At 61.9% G+C, this 25,331-nt stretch carries 11 protein-coding genes; 7 read left to right on the top strand and 4 right to left on the bottom strand.

Annotation, left to right across the window (positions count from 1 at the left end; genetic code table 11):
• Positions 1-53: 53 nt before the first annotated feature.
• Positions 54-13,037: a non-ribosomal peptide synthetase gene (locus tag AC07N8_RS22235; protein WP_493145864.1), complete on the bottom strand. Its 12,984-nt coding sequence runs from the start codon at positions 13,035-13,037 to the stop codon at positions 54-56.
• A gap of 381 nt (positions 13,038-13,418) precedes the next feature.
• Between AC07N8_RS22235 and AC07N8_RS22230 the strand changes: the two genes are divergently transcribed.
• Positions 13,419-13,967: an RNA polymerase factor sigma-70 gene (locus AC07N8_RS22230; RefSeq protein ID WP_027925770.1), complete on the top strand. Its 549-nt coding sequence runs from the start codon at positions 13,419-13,421 to the stop codon at positions 13,965-13,967.
• A gap of 155 nt (positions 13,968-14,122) precedes the next feature.
• Here the strand turns inward: AC07N8_RS22230 and AC07N8_RS22225 are convergent, their stop codons facing one another.
• The 3 genes from AC07N8_RS22225 to AC07N8_RS22215 all read right to left on the bottom strand — a co-directional run bounded on the left by AC07N8_RS22225 (position 14,123) and on the right by AC07N8_RS22215 (position 16,743).
• Positions 14,123-15,136 (bottom strand): GNAT family N-acetyltransferase, encoded by a 1,014-nt coding sequence (locus AC07N8_RS22225; RefSeq protein WP_493145863.1) that lies wholly within the window; start codon positions 15,134-15,136, stop codon positions 14,123-14,125.
• A 94-nt stretch (positions 15,137-15,230) separates the two neighbouring features.
• Positions 15,231-16,025, bottom strand: a complete 795-nt coding sequence (locus tag AC07N8_RS22220) for a substrate-binding periplasmic protein (RefSeq protein WP_493145862.1) — start codon at positions 16,023-16,025, stop codon at positions 15,231-15,233.
• A 91-nt stretch (positions 16,026-16,116) separates the two neighbouring features.
• Positions 16,117-16,743 carry a TetR/AcrR family transcriptional regulator gene (locus AC07N8_RS22215; protein WP_483841228.1) on the bottom strand — a complete coding sequence of 209 codons (627 nt, stop codon included), beginning with the start codon at positions 16,741-16,743 and terminating at the stop codon, positions 16,117-16,119.
• 190 nt (positions 16,744-16,933) lie between these two features.
• Here AC07N8_RS22215 and AC07N8_RS22210 point away from each other — a divergent pair, with 190 nt between their 5' ends.
• The 6 genes from AC07N8_RS22210 to AC07N8_RS22185 all read left to right on the top strand — a co-directional run bounded on the left by AC07N8_RS22210 (position 16,934) and on the right by AC07N8_RS22185 (position 25,296).
• Positions 16,934-18,724: an acyclic terpene utilization AtuA family protein gene (locus AC07N8_RS22210; protein WP_493145886.1), complete on the top strand. Its 1,791-nt coding sequence runs from the start codon at positions 16,934-16,936 to the stop codon at positions 18,722-18,724.
• A 12-nt stretch (positions 18,725-18,736) separates the two neighbouring features.
• Positions 18,737-19,606 (top strand): SDR family oxidoreductase, encoded by an 870-nt coding sequence (locus AC07N8_RS22205; protein WP_493145861.1) that lies wholly within the window; start codon positions 18,737-18,739, stop codon positions 19,604-19,606.
• 3 nt (positions 19,607-19,609) lie between these two features.
• Complete coding sequence (gene atuC / locus AC07N8_RS22200) at positions 19,610-21,226, top strand: geranyl-CoA carboxylase subunit beta (RefSeq protein WP_493145860.1); 1,617 nt, start codon at positions 19,610-19,612, stop codon at positions 21,224-21,226.
• 25 nt (positions 21,227-21,251) lie between these two features.
• On the top strand, positions 21,252-22,409 hold the full coding sequence (atuD, locus tag AC07N8_RS22195) for a citronellyl-CoA dehydrogenase (protein ID WP_483841231.1): 1,158 nt from the start codon (positions 21,252-21,254) through the stop codon (positions 22,407-22,409).
• On the top strand, positions 22,406-23,203 hold the full coding sequence (locus AC07N8_RS22190) for an enoyl-CoA hydratase-related protein (protein ID WP_493145859.1): 798 nt from the start codon (positions 22,406-22,408) through the stop codon (positions 23,201-23,203). The genes atuD and AC07N8_RS22190 overlap by 4 nt, the downstream gene beginning before the upstream one ends.
• Before the next feature lie 131 nt (positions 23,204-23,334).
• The gene (locus AC07N8_RS22185; RefSeq protein WP_493145858.1) at positions 23,335-25,296 is read left to right on the top strand and encodes an acetyl/propionyl/methylcrotonyl-CoA carboxylase subunit alpha; all 1,962 of its coding nucleotides are present in this window, start codon (positions 23,335-23,337) and stop codon (positions 25,294-25,296) included.
• The last annotated feature ends 35 nt before the right edge of the window (positions 25,297-25,331 follow it).

Below are 25,331 nucleotides of genomic sequence, written 5' to 3'. Positions count from 1 at the left end.
ATTCCAATGTGTGCGAGCCTGCTCGCGAAGAGGCCTTACCAGACGCTAAAGAATCAGAACCCCTCCAACTCCGCCATCAAGTCATTCAGCCGATCCACCTTCTCCTCGGTAATGTCATTCGCCGCCAACCCATCAATGTATTCCGCCAACTCCGCCACCGTGCTGCACTCGAACATCGCCCGCAGCGGCACATCCCGTTGCAGCGCTTTCTGCACCCGCGACGCAATCTGCGTCGCCAGCAACGAATGCCCACCCAGCTCGAAGAAGTTGTCGCGCACACCGACCTTCTCGACCTTCAACACTTCAGCCCAAATGTCCGCCAGCGTCTGTTCCAGATCATTGCGCGGCGCCAGATAATCCTGGCTCTGCAACTGGCCGATCTCCAGCGCCGGCAGTGCCTTGCGATCGAGTTTTCCGTTGGCGTTGAGCGGCATGCGATCCAGCCACAACCAGTGCAGCGGCACCATGTATTCCGGCAGTTCGGCGCGCAGGCGTTGCTTGATGCGTTCCAGTCGTTCGCTCGGACTCAAGGCGGAATCAGCCGCGACCAAATAGCCGACCAGATGTTTGCCATTCACCCCTTCCTGCACCCCCACCGCCGCCTCGCGGACCTCCGGCTGTTCATGCAGGCGCGCTTCAATTTCCCCCAGTTCGATGCGGTATCCGCGAATCTTCACTTGATGGTCGATACGCCCGACGTACTCCAGCACCCCGTCACTGCGACGGCGGGCCAGGTCTCCAGTGCGATACAACCGATCCCCCGGTGCGCCGAACGGGTTCGGCACAAACACCTGCGCCGTGCGCAACGGATCACTCACATAGCCGCGACCGACACCGGTGCCGGCCACGCATAACTCGCCCACCGCACCCAGCGGCACCAGTTCCAGTGCGCCATCGAGCAGGTACAAACGGTTGTTGTCGGTCGGTGTACCAATCGGCAAATAGCTGCCGCGCGTCGAGGCCAGGTCGACGCGGAAGAACGCCACGTCGTCCGAGCATTCCGCCGGGCCATAGGCATTCACCAGGCCGATCTGCGGGTAGCGCAACAGCCATTGGTGCGCCAGTTCCGGCGGCATCGCCTCACCGGTCGGCAGCATCCAGCGCAGACCGTCGAGGCTCATGCGTTCCTGGGCAAGCATGCCCTGGATCAGTGACGGCACGCTTTCCAGCACGGTGATGCCTTGCGCCGACACATGCGCCAACAGCCCCTGTGGATCATGGGCGATGGTGTTTGGCACGATGTCCACCCGCGCACCGAACAACGGCGCGGCGAGGAACTGCCAGACCGAAATATCGAAGCTTTGCGAGGCAGTCTGGGCGATCACGTCGGCATCACTGAGGTTCAGGTACGGCGCCTTGCTCAACTGGTTATTGAGCATGCCGCGCTGCTCGACCATCACGCCTTTGGGCAAACCGGTGGAGCCCGAGGTGTAGATCACATAGGCGAGGTTATCCGGCCCGCTATAAATGCCTGGATTGCCCATCGAAACAGTGCTCGCTTGGACCTCTTCCCAGACCAACAATTTAGGCCGCTGGGCGCAACCGAACTCATCCAGCAACGCCAGCGCCTGTTCGCGGCAGGCCTGAGTGCACACCAGCAACGGCGTACGGCTCAGATCGATGATCCGGCTCAGACGTTGACTCGGCAACCCCGGGTCCAGCGGCAGATACCCCGCCCCTGCCTTGAAGCTGCCAATGATCATGCCGAGCAGATCGAGATTACGTTCGGCCAGCAACGCCACCGGTTGATCCAGCCCGACACCGGCGGCGATCAGGGCGTGACCGAGGCGGTTGCTGCGCTGGTTCAGTTCGACGTAGCTGTGTTGCTGATCGAGGCAACTCGCGGCGATCCGCTGCGGATGCCGAGCAACTTGCGCTTCGAACAACGCGACATAGCTCTGTTCCAGCGGGTAATCGTGTTCGCTCTGGTTGCAACCATGGATGAGGAATTCCTGCTCCTCGGCCCCCAGCAGCGGCAAGTCGGCCATGTCGCCATGGAACCCTTCGACCAGCGCCAGCAGCAAGCGCTTGAACTCACCGAGCATGCGCTCGATGGTCGATTCGTCGAAATAACGCTGGTCGTAAGACAGGTGCAAACCCAGGTCATCGCCCGGATAACACACCGCCGTCAGCGGGAAGTTGGTGTGGGTGCGGCCCGAGTCCGAGGTCGCGTTGAGGCTTTGCGCACGGTCCAGCACCGACACTTCCACCGGGGCGTTTTCAAACACGAACAGACTGTCGAACAGCGGCTGACCTTTGGGCAGTTCACTGTGTTCCTGAATGCTCACCAATGGCAGGTATTCGTACTCGCGCAGTTGCATGTTGCTGTCGAGCAAACCACTGAGCCATTGGCGCACGCTGCAGCGCTGATCGTCTTCGGGCATTTTCACCCGCAGCGCGATGCTGTTGATGAACAGCCCCACGGTGCGTTGCATCTGCGGCATGTCCACTGGGCGCCCGGCCACGGTGACACCGAACAGCACGTCGCGATCACCGCTCAAGCGCCGTAGCACCAGCGCCCACGCCGCTTGGGCGAAGGTGTTGATGGTCAGCTGATGCGCCTGCGCCAATTCACGCAATTGCGCACCGTCACGGGCATCAAGCCGGGTGTAGCGGTCGCCGACGATCATGCCGCCGCTGTCACCGGCGTGTTCGCGCAGGAACGGTCGATCACTCGGGATCGGCGTAGTGCGTTCGAAGCCCTGCAGGTTGGTTTTCCACCACTGCCGCGCGTCAGTCAGGCTCTGGCGTTGCAGCCAGCCGATGTAGTCGCGATACCGTGGCGGCACGGCCAGTTGCGCCTCGCGGCCTTCACCGAGGGCCGTGTAGATCTCGAAGAAATCGTTCATCAACAACGAACGGCACCAGGCATCGATCAGGATGTGGTGGTTGCTCATCATGAACCAGTAACGCGCCGCACCGACCTTGATCAGGCGCAGGTGGAACGGGGCCTGATTGAGCAGATCGAACCCGGCCTCACGCTCGCTTTTCAGCAGGGCCTGCAACGTCGGTTCCTGCTCGGTTTCGGGCATCGCGCTCCAGTCGAGGTACTCGATCGGTGTGCTGCCCGGCTTGTGGATAACCTGCAGCATGTCTTCGCCGACGTTCCAGCAGAATGACGCACGCAAGGCTTCGTGACGGGCAATCACCGCTTGCCAGGCCTGGGCGAAACGCTGCGGATCGAGCTCGCTGTTGATGCGGTAGCGGTCCTGCATGTAGTAGAGCCCGGTGCCCGGCTCCAGCAAGGTGTGCAACAGCATGCCTTCCTGCATCGGGGTCAGCGGGTAGACGTCTTCGATCACGGCGGCCGGAACCGGCAGCGCGTCGAGTTGCGTCTGGGTCAGTTTCGCCAGCGGGAAGTCCGACGGTGTCAGGCCACCCGCCTCGTCTTGCAGGCAATGTTCGATCAGGCTGTGCAGTTCACGTACGTAAGCGTCAGCCAGGTCGGAGATAGTTTGCGGGTCATAGCGTTCGGCGCTGAAGGTCCAGCGCAGCACCAGTTCACCGCCGTAGACCTGACTGTCGACGCTCAGCTCATTGGGCAGCGGCGCGTGCGGATCGTGGGCCGCGCCGACCGCTTCATCCAGCGGACGGAACAAGGCATCCACGCCAAAGCTCTGGTCGAACTGACCGAGGTAGTTGAAGGTGATCGGCGCTGCCGGCAGCCCGGCCATCGCCTGTCGGCAGAGGTCGTCGGCCAGATAACGCAACACGCCATACCCCAAACCTTTGTGCGGCACGGCGCGCAATTGTTCCTTGATCGCCTTGATCGAGTCGCCCTGCCCGCCGATCGGGGTCAGTCGCAACGGATAGGCGCTGGTGAACCAGCCCACGGTGCGGGTCAGGTCGATCTCGTCGAACAGGGTTTCGCGGCCGTGGCCTTCCAGTTGAATCAGCGTCGATTCGGCGCCGCTCCAGCGGCACAGCACGCGGGCCAGTGCCGTCAGCAGCAGGTCGTTGACTTGCGTGCGGTACGCGCTTGGCGCTTGTTGCAGCAATTGGCGGGTGCGCTCGCTATCAAGGCGCACGCTGACGGTGTGCGCGTGACGATTCTGCCGCCCGCCCTGAGGACGCTCGCAGGGCAATTCAACGCTTGGGCCGGCCAGTTGCGACTGCCACCAGCTCAGTTCTTCGCGCAGGGATTCGCTGCCAGCGTACGCCTGCAAGCGCGCCGTCCAGTCCTTGAACGCACTGGTTTTCGCCGGCAGGTTGACCGATTGTTGCGCGTCCAGTTGACGGTAAACCGTTTGCAGATCATCCAGCAGCACGCGCCACGAAACGCCGTCGACCACCAGGTGGTGAATGGCGATGAACAGCCGTTGTTGTCCCTCAGGCCCATCGACCAGCAGCGCACGCAGCAACGGCCCCGCTTCGAGATCAAGGCTGCGCTGGGCATCGGCAAACAGCGCGGTGCATTGGTCCATCGACGAAACACGTACTTGCCACAGCACGGGGACATCGGACAGCGGTTGGTGTTCGGCGCGCCAGTGCGCATCGGTTTGGGTAAAGCGCAGGCGCAAGGCGTCATGCTGTTCGATCACCGCCAGCAGCGCTTGCTCCAGGCGATGGGGCTCCAGCGCCACGGTCGGTTCCAGCAGCAATGCCTGGTTCCAGTGTTGGCGCTCGGGGATGTCGGTATCGAAGAACCAATGCTGGATCGGTGTCAGACGCGACTCGCCGGTGAGTAAGCCTTGCTCGGCAGTGACCTGTTCAGTGCGGGTCGCCACCGCGGCCAGAGTCTGCACAGTCTGGTGCTGGAACAGGTCACGCGGGCTGAAATGGATGCCCTGTTGCCGCGCGCGGCTGACCACCTGGATCGACAGAATCGAATCGCCGCCCAGTTCGAAGAAATTGTCGTTGAGCCCAACCTGCCCGACGTTCAGCACTTCGCACCAGATCGCGGCCAGGGTCAGTTCAAGTGCATTGCTCGGTGCAACATACTGCTGACGATTCAGCTCCGGGTCCGGTGCCGGCAATGCACGGCGGTCCAGTTTGCCGTTGGCGGTCAGCGGCATGCTGGCCAGCAGGATCAGGTGCGTGGGCACCATGTAATCCGGCAGTTGGGATTTGAGGTGCGACTTGAGGGATTCGCGCAGTTCGGCTTGTTGCGCTTCGTCCTGCTCGGCGACCTCCGTCACCAGATAGCCCACCAGTTGCTTGCCGCTCGGTGTGTCGAGGGCCAGCACCACGGCTTCACGGATCGATTCATGTTCCAGCAGGCGCGTTTCGATCTCGCCCAACTCGATACGGAAACCGCGAATCTTCACTTGATGGTCGATGCGTCCGAGGTACTCCACCAACCCGTCGGCACGCTGACGCACCAGGTCGCCGGTGCGGTACAGGCGTCCGCCATTGTTGGCGAACGGATCGGCGACAAAACGTTCGGCGGTCATGCCCGGACGCTGGTGATAACCCTGCGCCAGACCGGCGCCGCCGACGTACAACTCGCCGGTCGCGCCTTGTGGCACCAACGCCAGATCGGCGTCGAGAATGTAAGCCACCCGCGCACCGATCACGCTGCCAATCGGCACGCTACCCAAGCCTTCTTCCAGCTGTTCAGGCGCGAGACTGGCCAGCGGCATGACCACGGTTTCGGTCGGGCCGTAAGCATTGAAAAACAGGCTGGGCTTGAAGGCTGCGCGAATCCGCGACAAGTGCTCGCCGGTCAGGGCCTCGCCGCCGGTGATGCACATGCGCACCGGCAGGGTTTCGCCCTGGGTCGCCAGCCATTGCGCCAACTGGCTGCCGTAGCTCGGGGTGAAGCCGAGGATGTTGATGTGATGTTGCCGAATCAGGCCGCAGATTTCTTGCGCATCCCACTGCCCCTGCGCACGCAACACCACTTGCGCACCGCTCAGCAACGGCACCAGCAAACGCTCGGTCGCGGCATCGAAGTTAATCGAATAGAAATGCAGCTCGCAGTCGTCCGGACGCATGCCGAAGCGTTCGATCACCGCTTGGCAGTGCATGGCGATTTCACCGTGAGACACCACCACCCCTTTCGGCTTGCCGGTGGAACCGGAGGTGTAAATCAGGTAGGCCTGATGTTGCGGCAGGCTGATAAACGGCAGCTCGGTGGTCGGGTAATTGACCAGCCCGGCCGTGTCCTCTTCCAGGCACCAGCGCGCGACCGTTGTTGGCAACTCGCCCAGCGCTTCGAACATCGCTGCATCGCTGAGCAGCAGACCGATGCCGCTGTCTTCAATCATGTAGTGCAAACGGTCCAGCGGATATTCCGGGTCCAGCGGCACATAGGCACCGCCAGCCTTGAGAATCGCCAGCAGGCCGATGACCATTTCCAGCGACCGTTCAAGCGCCAGGCCGACACGCACCTGCGGGCCAACGCCACGCTCGCGAAGCATCCAGGCCAGTTGATTGGCGCGGCTGTCGAGTTCGGCATAACTCAGGGTTTGCCCGGCAAAAGTCAGGGCCGGCGCGTCTTTGCGGGCCAGTGCCTGCTCGCTGAACAGGTGATGAATGCACTGATCGAGGCGATGCTCGCCCGGCTCGACGCCAAGGCTATCGAGCAATGCTTGCTGTTCGCGGGTGTCGAGCAACGGCAGTTCACTGAGGCGCTGTTGCGGGTCGGTCAGCAACGCTTCGAGCAGATTGCGCCAATGCCCGGCCATGCGCGCGATGCGCGGTTCATCGAACAAATCTGTACTGTAGGTCAGGCAGCAACCGAGACGATGATCAAGGTCGGTGACTTCCAGGTTGAGGTCGAACTTGGTCGCCCGCGCATCGTTGGCCAGGTACTCGACGGTCATGCCGGCCAGGGTGCGGCTCTGCTGGAACTCCCAGCGCTGCACATTGCACATCACCTGGAACAGCGGGTTGTACGCGGCGCTGCGCGGTGGCTGCAACGCTTCCACCAGATGATCAAACGGCAGGTCCTGATGGGACTGGCCTTCGATCACGGTGTGGCGCACCTGCTCGAACAATTCACCGACGGACATCTGCCCATCGAGTTGGCAACGCAGCACTTGGGTGTTGAGGAACGCACCGATCAGCCCTTCGCTTTCCGGGCGAATCCGGTTGGCCACCGGCGCACCGATGCGCAGATCAGTCTGGCCGCTGTAGCGGTAAAGCAGCACGGTCAGCGCGGCGGTCATGGTCATGAACAGGGTCAAACCGTTTTGCGCATTGAAGGCGCGCACGCGTGCCGCCAAATCATCGCTCAGGTCGAAACGGAACAGTTCACCCTGGTGACTTTGCACCGGTGGACGCGGACGGTCCGCCGGCAGTTCCAGCAACGGGTGTTCACGGCCCAGTTGCGCCGTCCAGTAATCGAGTTGGCGCTGACGCTCGCCGGACTCCAGCCACTGCCGTTGCCACACGCTGTAATCGAGGTATTGCACCGGCAGCGGCGCCAGCGGTGATTCGCGGTCATCGACGAAGGCTTCGTAAAGCGCGCTCAGCTCCCGGGCAAAGATGTCCATCGCCCAGCCTTCAGTGACGATGTGGTGCAGGGTCAGCACCAGGTAATGTTCGTGTTCGGCGGTCTTGACCAGGCAGGCACGCAGCAGCGGGCCGGTTTCCAGATCGAACGGCGTGTGCGCCTCGTCGTCAGCCAGTTGCTGGACGCGTTGCTCGCGGACTTCACCCGCCAGTGCGGAAAAATCCTTCCAGTCCATGCGCATTCCGGTTTGCCCATGCACCTGTTGCCGGGCCACGCCGTCGACGCTCGGGAACGTGGTGCGCAGGGTTTCGTGGCGCATGATCAGCGCTTGCAGCGCCGCTTCGAAACGCCCGACATCGAGCACGCCACGCAACCGCGCCATGCCACCGACGTTGTACGCCGGGCTGTCCGGTTCCATCTGCCAGAGGAACCACATGCGCTGCTGGGAATACGACAACGGCACCGGTTGGCTGCGGTCGACTTGCTCGATCGGCGGTTGCTTGTTGGTGTGGCCGCTGACCTGAATCAGCCGAACCTGCTCGGCAAACGCGCCCAGTTCACTGTTCTCGAACAACGCACGCAACGGCAATTCGACGTCGCAGGACTGGCGGGTGCGGGAAATGATTTGTGTGGCCAGCAACGAGTGCCCGCCAAGGGCGAAGAAGTCGTCGCGCAGACCGATTTGCGTCTGGCCCAGCACTTCGCGCCAGATGCCGGCGATCTGTTGTTCCAGCGCAGTGACCGGTTCGACGTGTTCACGCACGTGCCATTGCGGCTCGGGCAAGGCGCGACGGTCGAGCTTGCCGCTCGGGCTCAGGGGCATTTGCTCCAGGCGCATCAACTGCGCCGGGACCATGTATTCCGGCAGCTCGCCCGCTAGCGCGGTAATCAGGCGTGTGATCTGGGCGTCTTCGGTTTCTCTGGTTTCCGTGGTGGTGTAGTAGCCGATCAACTGCCCGCCGACCGCTGTCTCGCGCACCAGCACCACGGCTTGCGCTACGCCATCCTGCGCCAGCAACCGCGCTTCGATTTCTTGCGGCTCGACACGGAAGCCGCGCAATTTGACCTGCTGATCGAGCCGGCCGAGGTATTCGATCACGCCGTCGGCGGTCCAGCGCGCACGGTCGCCGGTGCGATACAGGCGTGCGCCCTGCTCGCCCAGCGGATCAACGACAAAACGTTCGGCGGTCAGGCCCGGACGCCCTAGATACCCACGCGCCAGCCCGATGCCGCTGATGCACAACTCACCGGGTACGCCCGCCGGTACGGGGTTGAGGTCGTCGTCGAGCACGCGGCAGATGACGTTGCCCAACGGACGGCCAATCGGCGAACGCTCGCCGTCGGCCGTGGTGCACTGCCAATGGGTGACGTTGATCGCGGTCTCGGTCGGACCATAACGGTTGTGCAGTTGCACGGAGGGTAATTGTTCCAGCACACGGTTGCGCAGTTCTGCCGGCAAGGCTTCGCCGCCGGAAAATATGCGGCGCAGGCTGGTGCATTCAGCAGTGAGCGGCTCGTCGATGAACAACGAAAGCAAGGGCGGTACGAAGTGCAGCGTGGTCACGCCGTACTGCTGGACCAACTGCGCAATGCGATGCGGGTCACGGTGTTCACCGGGGCCGGCCATCAGCAAACGGGCGCCGGTGATCAGCGGCCAGAAGCATTCCCACACCGACACGTCGAAACTGATCGGCGCCTTTTGCATCAGCACGTCGGTGTCATTCAGGCGATAGGTGTCTTGCATCCATTGCAGCCGCTCGGCCAACGCTGCGTGGGTGTTGCCGACGCCCTTCGGCTGACCGGTGGAACCCGAGGTGTAGATCACGTAGGCGAGGTTGTCGCCATGCAAATGCAGCCCCGGCGCATGGCTCGGCCAACCGTCGAGGTTGAGCGCGTCCATGGCAATCACGCTGACGCCCTCGGTGACCGGCAGACGTTCAAGCAACCCGGTTTGGGTCAGCAGCAAGTCGACGCCGCTGTCGCCGAGCATGTAGGCCAGGCGTTCGGCCGGGTAGTCCGGGTCCAGCGGCACATACGCGCCACCGGCCTTGATGATCGCCAGCAGGCCGATCAGCAATTGCGGCGAACGCTCGACAGCGATGGCCACGCACACGTCCGGGCCGACGCCTTTGTCGCGCAGGTAATGCGCGAGGCGGTTGGCTCGGGTGTGCAGGTCGGCGAAGTCCATGGCGCCACCGTCCCACAGCAGGGCGATGCGTTCCGGTGTCAGTTTTGCCTGTTCGTTGAGCCGTTGCGGCAGCCATTGGCTGGCCGGCGTGCAAGGCTCAGCGTTCCAGGCTGCTTGCTCAGCGTGCTCGCTCGACGTCAGCAGCGGCAGGTCGCCGATGGCCGTGTCGGGTTGTTCGCAAATGGCGCGCAAAAGGTTGCTGAAGTGTTCGGCCAGACGCGCAATGGTCGATGCGTCGAACAGTTCGCTGGCGTAGTCGAAGGACAGGCTGAGGCGACCCTTCTGGTCTTCTTCGCTGTGCAGTTGCAGGTCGAACTTGGCTTCGCGGCTGTGCCACGGCAGCTCTTCGGCAAGCAATCCCGGCAACCGGCGCAGTGCGCTCAAGTCCCGTTGCTGGTGGTTGAACATGACCTGGAACAGACCTTGTTCACGGGCTTGCGGGAACGCTTCGAGCAGTTGTTCGAACGGCAGGTCCTGATGCGCTTGGGCGCCCAATGCGTTCTGACGGGTTTGCGCCAACAGCTCAACAAAAGGCTGCCGCGAATCCACTTCGGCACGCAGCACTTGAGTGTTGATGAAGAAGCCGATCAGACCCTGTGTTTCCAGGCGTGGACGGTTGGCATTCGGCACGCCGATGCGGATGTCGCGCTGGCCACTGTAGCGGTGCAACAGGCTCTGGAACGCGGCGAGCAGCAGCATGAACGGGGTTGATTCATGCACCTGCGCGGTCCGGCGAATGGCGTCGCTCAAGGTCGCGTCCAGCTTGACGGAATGACGCGCCGCGCTGTGAGTGTGCTGTGCCGAACGCGGGTGGTCGGTGGCCAGGTTGAGCGTCGGCTGCTCATCGCCCAACCGGGCTTTCCAGTAAGCCAGTTGTCGTTCACCCTCCCCTTGCGCCAGCCATTGGCGCTGCCAGCTGCCGTAGTCGGCGTACTGGGTTGGCAACGCAGGAAGTGTTGCTTGTTGTCCCTGGGATGCAGCGGCGTACAGGCGCGAGAACTCGTCGATCAACACGTTCAGCGACCAACCGTCGGCGATGATGTGGTGCATCGTTACCAGCAACTGGTGATCTTCATCGTCGAGGCGCACCAGCGTCACCCACAGCAGCGGGCCTTTCTCCAGATCGAACTGGGTACGCGCTTCGTCCTCACGGATCTGCTCGGCGCGGGCTTCACGCTCGGCGGCCGGCAGGTCGCTGATGTCGATCAATTGCAGGTTGAACCGGGTGGCTGCATCCACCTGTTGCAGCGCCACACCGTCACGCTCGAAGAACCGCGTGCGCAGGGATTCGTGGCGCTCGATCAGTTGCTGGAAACTGGCGCGCAGCGCGTCTTCATCCAATTCACCACGCAAGCGCAACGCACCGGGAATGTTGTAGGCGCTACTGTGCGGGTCGAGTTGCCAGGTGATCCACAGGCGGTTTTGCGCCAGGGATTGCGGCATGGCGTCGGTGCGCGGCAACGGGGTGATCGCGCCTTGGGCGAGGCCGCCATCCTGTTGTTGCTGAGCCACTGCATTGGCGAATGCGCCGAGAGTCGGCGCTTCGAACAACAGGCGCAGGTTCAGCTCCAGGCCGAGTGCTTCGCGCAGACGCGCGACTACTTGGGTGGCGGCGATGGAGTTGCCGCCGAGCAGGAAGAAGTGGTCGTCGGCATGGATCTGTTTGACCTGCAATTGTTCGCACCAGATCTGGCCGATCAGGGTTTGCAACTCAGAAGCGGATTCGGTGTTTGCTTCACGCTCGGTGGCCGCTGACGGAAATAGCGCATAGCTGTCGAGACTCCCATCCGCCAGACGATGGCGGCACGCCGAGCGTTGCAACTTGCCGCTCGACGTCTTGGGCAGCGCGCCCGGATTCAGCAGCACCACCACACTCGGCGCTTCTTGATACGCCTCGGCCACGGCTTGGCGGATGGCTTTGATCAGCGCTTCGGGCGCCAGGATTTTCTGCACGCTGCGGCTGATTTCCGCGGCGATGCCAATGCCTTCCTGGCCGTCGATATTGACCGCGAATGCAGCGACGCGACCTTTGCGCACCACCTCCACTTCCCGCTCGATGGTTTGCTCGATGTCCTGTGGATAAAGGTTATGACCGCGAACGATCAGCAGGTCCTTCAGGCGCCCGGTGATGAACAGTTCAGCGTCGCGCATAAACCCCAGGTCACCGGTGCGCAACCAGGTCTGGCCTTTGTGCTGTACGAAGGTCTTGGCGCTGGCCTCGGGGTTGCGCCAATAGCCGAGGGCAATGCTCGGCCCGGTGGCCCAGACTTCACCGACAGCGTTGTCGGCCAGTTCAGTGAGCGCAACCGGGTCGACAATCAACACCGCGTGATCCGGCTGGCTGATACCACAACTCATGATCGCGCTACCCTCGCCCGGTTCCGCGCGGTTTTGCGCCAGGGCTTGATCGTCCACGCGCAGGTTGCCAATGCCCCGGCCACGAGGGCTGCCGGCCACGAACAGCGTCGCTTCGGCCAAGCCGTAGGACGCCATGAAACTGTCCGGGGTAAAACCGCACGGGGCGAATTTCTCGGTGAAGCGCTCCAGGGTATCGAGACGAATCGGCTCGGAACCGGAGTACGCCACACGCCAGCCGCTCAGGTCGAGTCGCTCCAACGCCGACTCGCTGACCCGCTCGCTGCACAGCCGATAGGCAAAATCCGGCCCGCCGCTGATCGTGCCGCCGTACTCGCTGATCGCTTCCAGCCAGCGCAACGGCCGGCCGAGGAAGTACGCCGGCGACATCAACACGCACGGCACGCCGCTGAAAATCGGCTGTAACAGACCGCCGATCAAACCCATGTCGTGGTACAGCGGCAGCCAACTGACGATCACATCGTCAGGGTTCAGATCAATGCCAAAGCCGTGGCGAATCAGCAATTCGTTGGCCACCAGATTGCCGTGGCTGACTTGCACGCCTTTGGGCAATGCGGTGGAACCGGAGGTGTATTGCAGGAAGGCGATGTGGTCGCCTTCGAGGTTTGGTTCGACCCAGCGATCCGCCAATACTGTGTCGAGGGTGTCGACGCAAAGCAGCGGTGGCGCACCTTCGATCTGCTGTAACGCGTCGCGCAGATCAGCGCTGGTCAGCAGCAAGCGCGGCTCGGCATCGCTGATGATCGACAGCAGGCGTTCCTGATGATGACGTTTGGCCGACTCCGGCGGATAGGCCGGCACCGCAATCACCCCCGCATACAGGCAGCCAAAAAACGCGGCGACGTAATCCGGGCCACTGGGAAACAGCAGCACCGCGCGATCGCCAAATTCCGCCTCGGCTTGCAACGCACCGGCAATGGTTCGCGCACGCCGATCCAGTTCGCGGTAGCTGAGGACTACAGCCTGATCCGGGGTGTCGGCAAGAAAACGCAAGGCCACCCGATCCGGCGTCAGGGCCGCGCGGCGCTGTAGGGCTTGGACCAGTGTGCTTGGGAGTTCGAACGCGTCGGTCATGAGTTTTCCTGCCTGATTTCGGCTTGCAAGTGGAATCGGTTTTCTGGCGTCACGCCCATGGGAAGGCGTGCAGGACGCGGTCTTCGCCGACCGCGCAAGGCATTGGGAATGCGGCTGTGGCCGGGATTTGCCCGGCGCCTTTCACCAATGAGAACGGATGACGTCTGCAAATAATTAGTCGACAGGCCGGATAGCCAGCGGGGATGGGTGGTGCAAGCGAGGGCGTCGGCGTGCGGCAGTTCGCACTTTGCACCAACGAGGCGCATTACTTCTCTTTCTCAATTGACAATCATTATCATTCAGCCTAATTTGTCGCTCGACGTGTCGGACGGCGCAGGTTTCGTGCCGTCCCACCAACCTATTGGCAGCAGGGTGATTTCCATGACGGAACAAGTATCCACAAGCAGGTGCGATTCACCGCTACTTCAGGCCTTCGTCGACAATCGACTGATTCTGGTCAAGATTGCAGCCCGCATTACCGGTTGCAGGTCACGCGCTGAAGACGTGGTGCAGGATGCATTTTTCCGGCTGCAATCAGCACCGGCGATCACGTCCTCGTTCAAGGCTCAGCTCAGCTACCTGTTCCAGATCGTGCGCAACCTGGCGATCGACCATTACCGCAAGCAGGCGCTGGAGCAGAAGTATTCCGGCCCTGAAGAGGAAGGTCTGAACGTGGTGATTCAAGGCGCTTCACCTGAAACCTCGCACATCAATTTCTCTACCCTCGAGCACATCGCCGATGCGCTGACGGAGTTGCCGAGCCGCACCCGTTACGCCTTCGAGATGTACCGCCTGCACGGAGTGCCGCAGAAGGACATCGCCAAGGAACTCGGCGTATCGCCGACCCTGGTGAACTTCATGATTCGCGATGCGCTGGTGCATTGCCGCAAGGTGTCGGGGAGTCGGGCGGATACTTTTGCTCGTCGCTAAGAGCTGAAATCGGCGTTGCCCCATTCGCGAGCAGGCTCGCTCCCACATTGGATCTACGGTGAACACGTGATTTGTGAACACTGAAGATCTACTGTGGGAGCGAGCCTGCTCGCGAAGGCAGACTCAAGACCCATGCAGGTCCTGAGCCTTAAGCATCAAGCCAAAGCACACCGATCAAAAAACCGCTCCCGCCCCACCACCATCAACGCCGCGCGCTTGTGCGGGAAGTCGAACTCCTTCTCGCAGTAAAAACCCTGCCCCTGCATATGCCCGATCATCTTCGCGTTATCGGCGCGAGGCTCGGCCACCACCCGTTGCGTGCGCGGATCGTCGAGAAACAGGTAATGCACCAGCGCCGATAACCAGCTCGCCACTTTGTGCGGCCCCCGGTGATTTTCTTCACCCACCAGCATATGGATGCCACGGTCGTAATCATCGACGTCATAGAACGGCGCGATGCGGTCTTCCTTGGCCCAATACGCTTCGAAGTAGGCAAACGGCTGATCATCGAAACAGCCGATCAGCGTTACCGTGTGCGGGTCCGCCGCCAGTTTGTCCAGGTAGTCGCGATGCTGTTCGAGACTGCCCTCCTCCTGCCAGAAACTCGCCACGCGCGGGCTGTTCTGCCAGCGATTGAAACGTTCCAGGTCCAATTCAATGTCCACCGTGCGCAGGGAAATCCAGGCACCGAGATGCGCATCAAAGCGCCGATAGACCTCGCCCTGCGGCTTCGGTGGGCGCAGTGGATGACGCTTGCCGTTGCTGATGACCTTATGCTGCGGATAACTGACGGTCAGCGATTCACCCAGCCATGGCTGAGGCAATTGCCAGAACAGGGTACGCAAGCAGTAATACTGGCCGACGACTTCGGTGGGAATCAGCAATCCGCTGAGCAGTGCATCGTCGGGGACTTCATCGAGTTGCCAGGCCAGGCGCTGGCAAGCAGGATCACGGGCAAACAGCCAATAACACGCCGTCCGGATGCCATGTCCGAGCGGTTGGCCAAAGTGCTCTTCCACCTGCACCTGTAACTCGGGCTCGCGGGTCAGGCGCAGCTGAATCAACGGCAGCCCTTGCAGGCTGAGGTGCAGGCGATTTTCGCTTTCATCCGCTACAAGCGGCCCTTCGGCTGGCAAGGCCAGCGCAGTCAGGTCATTCAAATCGGGCATGGGTCGGGCTCACGTTAATCGTCGACAGTTCAACGATGTGACGTGAGCCGGGGCCGGAAATTTAAGACAAGTGCGCAAATACTGTGACGCGATATCAGGTTCGCGGCACCGGCACCACGGCGATTTTGTATGGATCGAAAATCTTCAGCATCTGGCCGTTGTCGCGCAATCCTTGCAGCAACTTGCCGAACGCTTCGCCAGTGATGGGCGCGGAGGGACGGAGGATGGCGTAGTGGTGATAGACCTGATCGATGCGCTGGGACACCAACAGCTGATCGCCGACTTTCTCATTGCGCAGCAGGTAATCGCTCAGGTACGAGCGCGTCACCAGGGCAATGTCCGCCCGCCCGCGCAGCACCATCAGCAAATTGCTGTCGTGGGAATAGGTCAGCGTCGCGTTGTAGTTTTGCGCGAGGAATTTCGGGTCGGCATTGAAGTTGGCGAATTCGTAGTGATAGCCGCTGAACAGGGCCAGCCGCTTGCCGGAGAGGTCGGCAAAATAGTTCTGCTGCCGATCCGGCAGGCGTTGCGCGACAAAAATCTCGGCGTCTTCAAGACCCATATCGACGTCGATGTGCGGAATGTCCTTCCACCCCCAATCCGGGTTTTCGAAAATCGCCATATCGACCCGACCCTGCTTGAAATCACCAAAGCGCCGGGGAATGGAAGTGGGCACCAGGACAAATTGATAATCGCTTTGCTCGCGATTCAACGCCTCGACCAGCTGTGGCAGCAGGCCGGTGTCGACACCGGTTTCCGGGCGAATGGTATAGGGCGGAAAATGCGCCGCCCCCACTCGTACCAGTTGTGCCGCGTGGGACGGCAATACCCAGAGCGCCGCAAGCGACGCCAGCAAAAGCTGCGAAGCCATCCTGATTGGCGAAGACATCAAAACAACCCACTCCCCAAAAAATACGCATCAATGCATTCAAGCTAGGCGGTTTCGGCCACTTAGCCAGTTTCCTTAGATTGGCACAACCTTATTGTTTTTCTTCCAGCACGAGAATCAAGGCTTCCTCGGCCAATTGATCGAGGCTCATGCTGCCGTCAGCGCGAAACCAGGTGGTGGTCCAGGACAATGCGCCCGTCAGGAAACGCCGCGTGATGAACACATCGCCGCGAATGAAACCTGCCTCTTTGGCTTCGCCCAACACCTGCAGCCACAGTTCTTCATAAATATCACGCAGCGCCAATACCTGCGCCTGCCCGTCTTCGGACAACGAGCGCCATTCATACACCAGCACCGCCATGGCCTCGCCGCTGCCGCCCATGATCGACTGCAACTCGCAACGAATCAGCGCCAGCACCCGTTCGCGGACGTTGGCGGACTCGGCCAGGGCCGCACGCATCAACGCGGTGTTGTAGCGGATGGTCTCTTCCATCACGGCGCGAAGGATTTCGTCCTTGCTCTTGAAGTGATGAAAAATACTGCCTGACTGGATGCCCACGGCACCCGCCAGATCGCGCACGGTGGTGCGTTCATAACCTTTGTTGCGGAACAGGTGAGCCGCCACTTGCAGCAGTTTGCCGCGGGCGCTGTCCGGGTCGGTCAATTGGCCGCTGTCGACCAATTCGCGCATGACCCTCAGGGCTTTTTGCTCGTCCACCCGTTCTCTCCTACAGTCGATCAATCAAATACGCCGCTCGCCGCTAAAACAACGGGGTTGCGCGGGCAATTTAAGCTGGCAAGGACAACCAAGCAAGCGCTCGGGCAGAAGATATTTCAGGCGTTTACAAACCAAGCGCTTGCTTGGTAGTCTCGATTCACTTCACTGGGAGGTGGCTATGCAGTTGACTGTGCCTAAAACGATTCGCATCGGCTGCGCCAGCGCCTTCTGGGGCGACACCTCGACCGCCGCCGCGCAACTGGTGGAAGGCGGACGCCTGGACTACCTGGTTTTCGACTATCTGGCCGAAATCACGATGTCGATCATGGCCGGCGCACGGATGAAAGACCCGCAGGCCGGCTATGCGGGCGACTTCATCGAAGTCCTCAGCCCTTTGTTGGCGCAACTTGCCGAACAAAACATTCGTGTCATCAGCAACGCCGGCGGGGTCAACCCGCTCGCCTGCGCCGCCGCCCTGCAAGCCGCCTGCGACAAGGCCGGCGTGGCGCTGAAAATCGCCGTGCTGCTGGGCGATGACCTGCAACCGCACTTCAAACAGCTGAGCAGCCAGGGCATTCATGAAATGTTCAGCGGCGCGCCATTGCCGCCCCTGTGCGTATCGACCAACGCCTACCTCGGCGCGCCGGGCATCGTCGAGGCTTTGCGCCTGGGTGCGGACATCGTCATCACCGGGCGCGTGGTCGACAGCGCCGTGGTCAGCGCGGCACTGGTGCACGAATTCGGCTGGTCCTGGCACGACTACGACAAACTGGCCCAAGCTGCGCTGGCCGGCCACATCATCGAATGCGGCGCCCAATGCACCGGCGGTAATTTCACCGACTGGCGTGACGTGCCCGACTACGAACACATCGGCTTCCCCATCGTCGAAGTCAGCGCCGACGGCCAGTTCATCGTCAGCAAACCGCAAGGCTCCGGCGGCCTGGTCACGGCTCTGACCGTCGGCGAGCAGATGCTTTATGAAATCGGCGATCCTCGGGCTTACCTGCTGCCGGATGTGGTCTGTGATTTCACTCAGGTCAAACTTCAACAACAGGGCAAAAACGCGGTTCAAGTACACGGCGCCAAGGGCTTGCCGCCGACCGATCAGTACAAGGTCAGCGCGACATACCCGGACGGTTTCCGCTGCACCGCCAGTTGCCTGATCGCCGGCATCGATGCGGTGGACAAGGCGCGTCGGGTCAGCGAAGCGATCATCAACAAGACTTCGGATATTTTTCGCCAGCGCGGCTGGGCACCCTACAGCGAAGTGAGCATCGAACTGCTCGGCAGCGAGGCCACGTACGGCCCCCACGGCCAGCGCACGGACAGCCGCGAAGTGGTGATCAAACTCGCCGTGCGCCACCCGAGCAAACAGGCGTTGATCGTGTTCTCCCGGGAAATCGCCCAGGCCGCAACGGGCATGGCGCCGGGGCTGACCGGCATTGTTGGCGGACGGCCAACGGTGTATCCGCTGATCCGGCTGTTCTCCTTCCTTATCGACAAAACCGCCTGCACGCTGGACATTGATTTCAACGGCCAGCGCCATCCCTGCGCCCTGCCCGCCGTCGATGTGCTCGATCCGGATGACTTGCCTGCCCCGTTCGACCCACCGCAGCCCGGCGACCGCGCCGACGCCAGCGTGGCCCTGATCAAACTCGCCGTCGCGCGCTCCGGCGACAAAGGCAATCACAGCAACATCGGGGTCATGGCCCGCGAGCCCGAGTACCTGCCGTGGATCGCCGAAGCGCTGACACCGGAGGTCATGGTCGACTGGATGAGCCACGTCCTCGACCCCGTTCACGGGCGTGTGGAGCGTTGGTATTTACCCGGCACCCACAGCCTGAATTTTCTCCTGGAGAACGCCCTCGGCGGCGGTGGCGTGGCCAGCCTGCGGATCGACCCGCAAGGCAAGGCCTTCGCCCAGCAGCTGCTGGAAATCCAGATTCCGGTGCCGCAGCGCATCGCCGACCAGGTCAACTAGAGGACTGCCGCCATGGCTTACGATTCGATCTTCAAAACCGATCTGTTTGCGGGCCAAACCATTCTTGTCACCGGTGGCGGCAGCGGCATCGGCCGTTGCACCGCCCATGAACTGGCAGCGCTGGGCGCGCATGTGCTGCTGGTCGGGCGCAAGGCCGACAAGTTGAAAAGCGTCGCCGCCGAGATTGCCGAAGACGGCGGCAAGGCGGATTGGGCCGCGTGCGATATTCGCGAGGAGGAAGCGGTCAAGCACCTGGTCAGCGAGTTGATTCGCAAATACGGGCCGATCCACGGGCTGGTCAACAATGCCGGCGGGCAATTCCCTTCCCCCTTGGCCTCGATCAATCAGAAAGGTTTCGAAACCGTGGTCCGCACCAATCTGGTCGGCGGTTTCCTGATGGCCCGGGAAGTGTTCAATCAATCCATGAGCAAGCATGGCGGCGCCATCGTCAACATGCTCGCCGACATGTGGGGCGGCATGCCCGGCATGGGGCATTCAGGCGCGGCGCGTGCGGGCATGGATAACCTGACCAAGACCGCCGCTTTCGAATGGGGTTACGCCGGGGTACGGGTCAATGCAGTGGCGCCGGGGTGGATCGCGTCCAGTGGCATGGACACTTACGAAGGCGCATTCAAAGCGGTAATTCCGACCTTGCGCGAACACGTGCCGCTGAAACGCATCGGTACCGAATCGGAAGTCAGCGCGGCGATTGTGTTCCTGCTCAGCCCGGCCGCGGCGTTTGTCAGCGGCAGCACCTTGCGCATCGACGGCGCTGCCAGCCTCGGCGGGCGGGCGTGGCCGATTCACAAGGCTACGAACAGTGAGTCGTACAACGGTTTTCACCGCGCGTACTTACCTGACGTACTCAAGGACAAGGAATAGCCCATGCCGGTGATTGAATCCCAGGTAGACCCGTTCAACGCGCAGTTCGCCCAGAACCGCGACGCGATGCTGGCCGTGATCGAACACGTGCGCCAGCTCGAGCAGAACCTGTTGAACAAGGCTGCCGAAGCCAAGCCGAAATTCGACAAGCGTGGCCAACTGCTGCCGCGTGAACGGCTTAACCTGCTGCTCGACCCCGGCGCGCCGTTCCTCGAACTGGCGAGCCTGGCCGGCTACAAGCTGCACGACGACAAGGACGGCAGTGCGGCCGGTGGTGGTTTGATCGCCGGGATCGGTTATGTGTCCGGCGTGCGCGTGCTGGTGGTAGCGAACAATAGCGCGATCAAGGGCGGGACCATTTCCCCCAGCGGATTGAAAAAGTCCCTGCGCCTGCAACAGATCGCCATGGAGAACAAACTGCCGGTGATCACCCTCGCCGAAAGCGGTGGCGCCAACCTGAATTACGCCGCGGACATTTTCGTCGAAGGCGCGCGCAGCTTCGCCAATCAGGCGCGGATGTCGGCCATGGGATTGCCGCAGATTACCGTGGTACACGGTTCGGCCACCGCGGGCGGCGCGTATCAGCCGGGACTGTCGGATTACGTGGTGGTCGTGCGCGGCAAAGCCAAGCTGTTTCTCGCCGGCCCGCCCCTGCTGAAAGCGGCGACCGGTGAAGTCGCCACTGACGAAGAACTCGGCGGCGCCGAGATGCACGCACAAACCGCCGGCACCGCCGAGTACCTGGCCGAGAACGATGCCGACGGCGTGCGTCAGGTGCGCGAGATTGTCAGTCTGTTGCCTTGGAACGATCAGTTGCCCCGGCGCCCGGAACAGCGCTGGGAAGAGCCGCTCTACCCCATCGACGAGCTGCTGGGCCTGATCCCGGACGACCCGAAAAAACCTTATGACGTGCGCGAGATCATCGCGCGTATCGCCGACGGTTCGAGCTTCCTCGAATTCAAGGCTGAGTTCGATCAGCAGACCGTCTGCGGCCACCTGAAAATCCAGGGGCGTGCCTGTGGCTTCATCGGCAACAACGGCCCGATCACGCCCAAGGGCGCGAGCAAGGCCGCGCAATTCATCCAGCTGTGCGACCAGAGTCAGACGCCACTGCTGTTTTTCCACAACACCACCGGGTTCATGGTCGGCACCGAATCGGAACAGCAAGGCGTGATCAAGCACGGCGCGAAGATGATTCAGGCGGTGGCAAACGCTCGGGTGCCGAAACTGACGATTGTCGTCGGCGGCTCTTATGGTGCCGGCAACTACGCGATGTGCGGGCGTGGCCTCGACCCGCGCTTCATCTTCGCCTGGCCCAACAGTCGCACCGCCGTGATGGGCGGCGCCCAGGCCGGCAAGGTGCTGCGCATCGTCACCGAAGCCAAACAGCTCAAGGACGGTCTGGTGCCGGACCCGAAAATGCTCGACATGCTGGAGCAGGTCACCGCGCAGAAACTCGACAGCCAGTCCACCGCCCTCTACGGCAGCGCCAACCTGTGGGACGACGGGCTGGTCGATCCGCGGGATACCCGGACGTTACTCGGTTACTTGCTGGATATCTGTCACGAGGCCGAAGTGCGGCCGCTGCAAACCAACAGTTTTGGCGTCGCCAGGTTCTAGACCGGTCTTTAGGAGAACAATAAAAATGATCTTCACCCAGGAACACGAAGCACTGCGCCGCACCGTCCGCCAGTTCGTCGATCACGAGATCAACCCGCACGTCGAGGAATGGGAAAAGGCCGGTCGTTTCCCCATCCACGAGATCTTCCGCAAGGCCGGTGACCTCGGCCTGCTGGGGATTTCCAAACCGGAAAAATTCGGTGGCATGGGGCTGGACTACAGCTACTCGATCGTCGCCGCCGAAGAATTCGGCACCATCCATTGCGGCGGCATTCCGATGTCCATCGGCGTGCAGACCGACATGTGCACGCCCGCCCTCGCCCGCTTCGGCTCCGATGAGTTGCGTGAAGAATTCCTGCGCCCGGCCATCACCGGCGAACAGGTCGGCTGCATCGGCGTTTCCGAAGTCGGTGCCGGCTCCGACGTCGCCGGGTTGAAAACCACCGCCCGCAAGGACGGCGATGACTACGTGATCAACGGCAGCAAGATGTGGATCACCAACTCGCCGAGCGCCGATTTCATCTGCCTGCTGGCTAACACTTCGGACGACAAGCCACACATCAACAAGTCGCTGATCATGGTGCCGATGAACACGCCCGGCATCAGCCTCAGCTCGCACCTGGACAAGCTCGGCATGCGCAGCTCGGAAACCGCCCAAGTGTTTTTCGACAATGTGCGTGTGCCGCAGCGCAACCGCATCGGCCATGAAGGCGCCGGGTTCATGATGCAAATGCTGCAGTTTCAGGAGGAACGCCTGTTCGGCGCGGCGAACATGATCAAGGGCCTGGAATATTGCGTCGACAGCACCATCGAGTACTGCAAGGAACGTAAAACCTTCGGCAATGCGCTGATCGACAATCAAGTAATCCACTTCCGTCTGGCCGAGCTGCAAACCGAAATTGAATGCCTGCGGGCGCTGGTCTATCAGGCCACCGAGCAATACATCAAAGGCCAGGACGTCACCCGCCTGGCTTCCATGGCCAAACTCAAGGCCGGGCGCCTGGGCCGTGAAGTCAGCGACAGCTGCCTGCAATATTGGGGCGGCATGGGGTTCATGTGGGACAACCCGGTGGCCCGCGCTTACCGCGACGTGCGGCTGGTGTCGATTGGCGGTGGCGCCGATGAAATCATGCTGGGGATCATCTGCAAGCTCATGGGCATCCTGCCGGGGAAAAAGAAATGAGCACTCTGCCCGATTGCCAGACGTTGCTGCTGGAGCCACATAACGGCGTGCTGCACATCACCCTCAATCGCCCGGAAATCCGCAATGCCATGAGTCTGCAGATGGTCGCCGAACTGCGCGCGGTACTGGCAGCAGTGCGCGATGATCGAGCGGTCCGGGCCTTGGTGATCGGCGGTGCCGGCGGGCATTTCTGTGCCGGTGGCGACATCAAGGACATGGCCAGCGCACGTGCCCAAGGTCCGGACGCCTATCGCGAGTTGAACCGGGCGTTCGGCGCACTGCTGCAAGAGGTGCAACACGCGCCGCAAGTGGTGATTACGGTGCTGCAAGGCGCGGTGTTGGGCGGTGGCCTGGGTCTGGCGTGTGTCAGTGACGTCGCCCTGGCCGATCACCTGGCGCAGTTCGGTTTGCCGGAAACCAGCCTCGGCTTGCTGCCCGCGCAAATCGCCCCGTTTGTGGTCCAGCGCATCGGCCTGACCCAGGCTCGACGCCTGGCGTTGACCGCCGCGCGTTTCGACGGTACGCAGGCGCGACGGATGGGGCTGGTGCATTTTGTCGAGCATGACGCGCAAGCGCTGGCCGAACGCCTCGATGAAATCCTCGCCCATGTGCTGTGCTGTGCGCCGGGGGCGAATGCGACGACAAAAAAACTGCTGCTGGCGAGCGCCGGACAACCGTCGGATGCGCTGCTGGATGACGCGGCGCAGTGGTTTAGCGAAGCGGTGACGGGGGCGGAAGGCGTCGAAGGGACGATGGCTTTTGTGCAAAAGCGTAAACCGGGGTGGGCTTCCTAAAAGCTTCGTCGGAACGCCGCCCGGAGCCGGCTCGCTCCCATAGGTTTTGTGAACGACACAAATCAAATGTGGGAGCGAGCCTGCTCGCGAAGAGGCCATCACATCCACCGCAAAAACCAAGGGAAGACCCCATGCCCGGACTCAGAAAAATCCTGATCGCCAACCGCGGTGAAATCGCCTGCCGCCTCCAGCGCACCGCCCAGGCCTTGGGCTATCGCACCGTCGCCGTCTTCAGCGACGCCGACGCCGATGCCCTGCACGTACAAATGGCCGACGAAGCCGTCAACATCGGTCCGGCCCCGGTGCAGCAGTCTTATCTGAACATCCCGGCCATCATCGACGCTGCCCGGCGCACCGGCGCCGATGCGATCCACCCCGGCTACGGCTTCCTCTCGGAAAACGCTGGCTTCGCCCTTGCCTGCCGAAACGCAGGGATCACCTTCATCGGCCCCAGCCCCGAAGCCATTGAGCTGATGGGCAGCAAACGCCTGTCGAAAATCGCCATGATCGATGCGGGCGTGCCCTGTGTGAAAGGCTATCAAGGCGCCGAACAGGACGACGCAACCCTGAGTCGCGAAGCCGAACGCATCGGTTACCCACTGATGATCAAAGCCAGTGCTGGCGGGGGCGGACGTGGCATGCGCCTGGTGCAGGATGCCGGTGAATTGCTGGAGCAACTGCGCACTGCACGCTCCGAAGCGCAGCATGGTTTTGGCAGCGACGAACTGATTCTCGAACAAGCCTTGATCGACCCGCGTCACGTCGAGATTCAGCTGTTTGGAGATCAGCACGGCAACCTGATCTACCTCGGCGAGCGCGACTGTTCGATCCAGCGCCGCCATCAAAAAGTCATCGAAGAAGCGCCGTGCCCGGTGATGACCAGCGAGTTGCGCCTGGCCATGGGCGAGGCCGCGCTCAAGGCCGGTCGGGCGGTGAATTACGTTGGCGCCGGCACGGTGGAATTTCTGCTGGATGCACGCGGGCAATTCTACTTTCTGGAGATGAACACCCGGCTGCAAGTGGAACACCCGGTGACCGAACTGATCACCGGGCTGGACCTCGTGGCCTGGCAACTGCTCGTCGCCGAAGGACAGCCGCTGCCGCTGCGACAGGAGCAGGTTCAGCTCAACGGGCATGCCATGGAAGTGCGTTTGTACGCCGAAGATCCCGCTCACGACTTTCTACCGCAAACCGGTCAAGTCATGGCGTGGGAACCGGCATTGCAAAACGGTGTGCGGATCGATCATGGCTTGCTTGAAGGCCAGGACATCAGCCCGTTCTATGACCCGATGCTGGGCAAAATCATCGCCCACGGTGCAACCCGTGAAGAGGCCCGGCGCAAGTTGTTGCGGGCGGTGCAGGACAGCGTGCTGCTGGGCGTACAGAGCAATCAGCGCCTGCTTGCCAGCCTGCTGCAACACCCGCAGTTCATCAGCGGCGAGTTCAGCACCGGGTTCATCCCGACCTGCTTTGCTGACGATCCGTGCTTGCAGGCGCATGTCCCGAGCGCCTTTGAGCTGGCCATCGCTGCGGCATTGTTCTATCAAGCGTCGGCACAGGCTCATCCGGCACCGCTGGCGGGCTGGCGCAACAATGCGAGTGTGCCGTTGCACTATCGCATCGGTCTGAATGACCAGGATTGGCCGGTGGAATTGAACGCCTTGCCTGACGGTGCGTTTCAGGTTCAGGTCGCCGGGCAACTGCTCAAACTGAAAATCATCCGTAGCGATGGGCGCTGGGCAATGCTGGAGATCGACGGCATCCACCAGCGTCATGCCTATCGTCTCGAGGCCGGGCATCTGTGGTTATTCGCCCGCCCCGGCAGTTTGAAGTTGCTGGATCGGACCCAGGCGCTGGCCAGCAGTCAGGCCAGCGTCAGTTCCGGCACGCTCAAGGCACCGATGGACGGCGCCATCGTTGACGTCCTGGTCAGTGAGGGCAGCACAGTTAGCAAAGGCCAGCTATTGGTGGTGCTCGAAGCCATGAAAATGGAGCATCCGCTCAAGTCGGGCATCGACGGCGTACTGAAACGCTTGCAGGTTCAGGTTGGCGATCAGGTCAAAAATCGTCAGATTTTGTTGGAGGTCGAATAAGCCGCTAGGCGGATCCGCCGGGTTTGGCTACGCTC

Source organism: Pseudomonas sp. GW821-FHT10C09, assembly GCF_059415465.1.
The sequence above is the reverse complement of the archived record's forward strand: the minus strand, read 5'-3'. Positions and strand labels throughout refer to the sequence as shown.

Excerpts from the sequence above, each read along its gene's own strand:
- AC07N8_RS22220 (WP_493145862.1), bottom strand. The coding sequence starts at position 16,025 with ATGTCTTCGCCAATCAGGATGGCTTCGCAGCTTTTGCTGGCGTCGCTT.
- AC07N8_RS22205 (WP_493145861.1), top strand. The coding sequence starts at position 18,737 with ATGGCTTACGATTCGATCTTCAAAACCGATCTGTTTGCGGGCCAAACC.
- AC07N8_RS22225 (WP_493145863.1), bottom strand. The coding sequence starts at position 15,136 with ATGCCCGATTTGAATGACCTGACTGCGCTGGCCTTGCCAGCCGAAGGG.
- atuC (WP_493145860.1), top strand. The coding sequence starts at position 19,610 with ATGCCGGTGATTGAATCCCAGGTAGACCCGTTCAACGCGCAGTTCGCC.
- atuD (WP_483841231.1), top strand. The coding sequence starts at position 21,252 with ATGATCTTCACCCAGGAACACGAAGCACTGCGCCGCACCGTCCGCCAG.
- AC07N8_RS22230 (WP_027925770.1), top strand. The coding sequence starts at position 13,419 with ATGACGGAACAAGTATCCACAAGCAGGTGCGATTCACCGCTACTTCAG.
- AC07N8_RS22185 (WP_493145858.1), top strand. The coding sequence starts at position 23,335 with ATGCCCGGACTCAGAAAAATCCTGATCGCCAACCGCGGTGAAATCGCC.
- AC07N8_RS22235 (WP_493145864.1), bottom strand. The coding sequence starts at position 13,037 with ATGACCGACGCGTTCGAACTCCCAAGCACACTGGTCCAAGCCCTACAG.
- AC07N8_RS22190 (WP_493145859.1), top strand. The coding sequence starts at position 22,406 with ATGAGCACTCTGCCCGATTGCCAGACGTTGCTGCTGGAGCCACATAAC.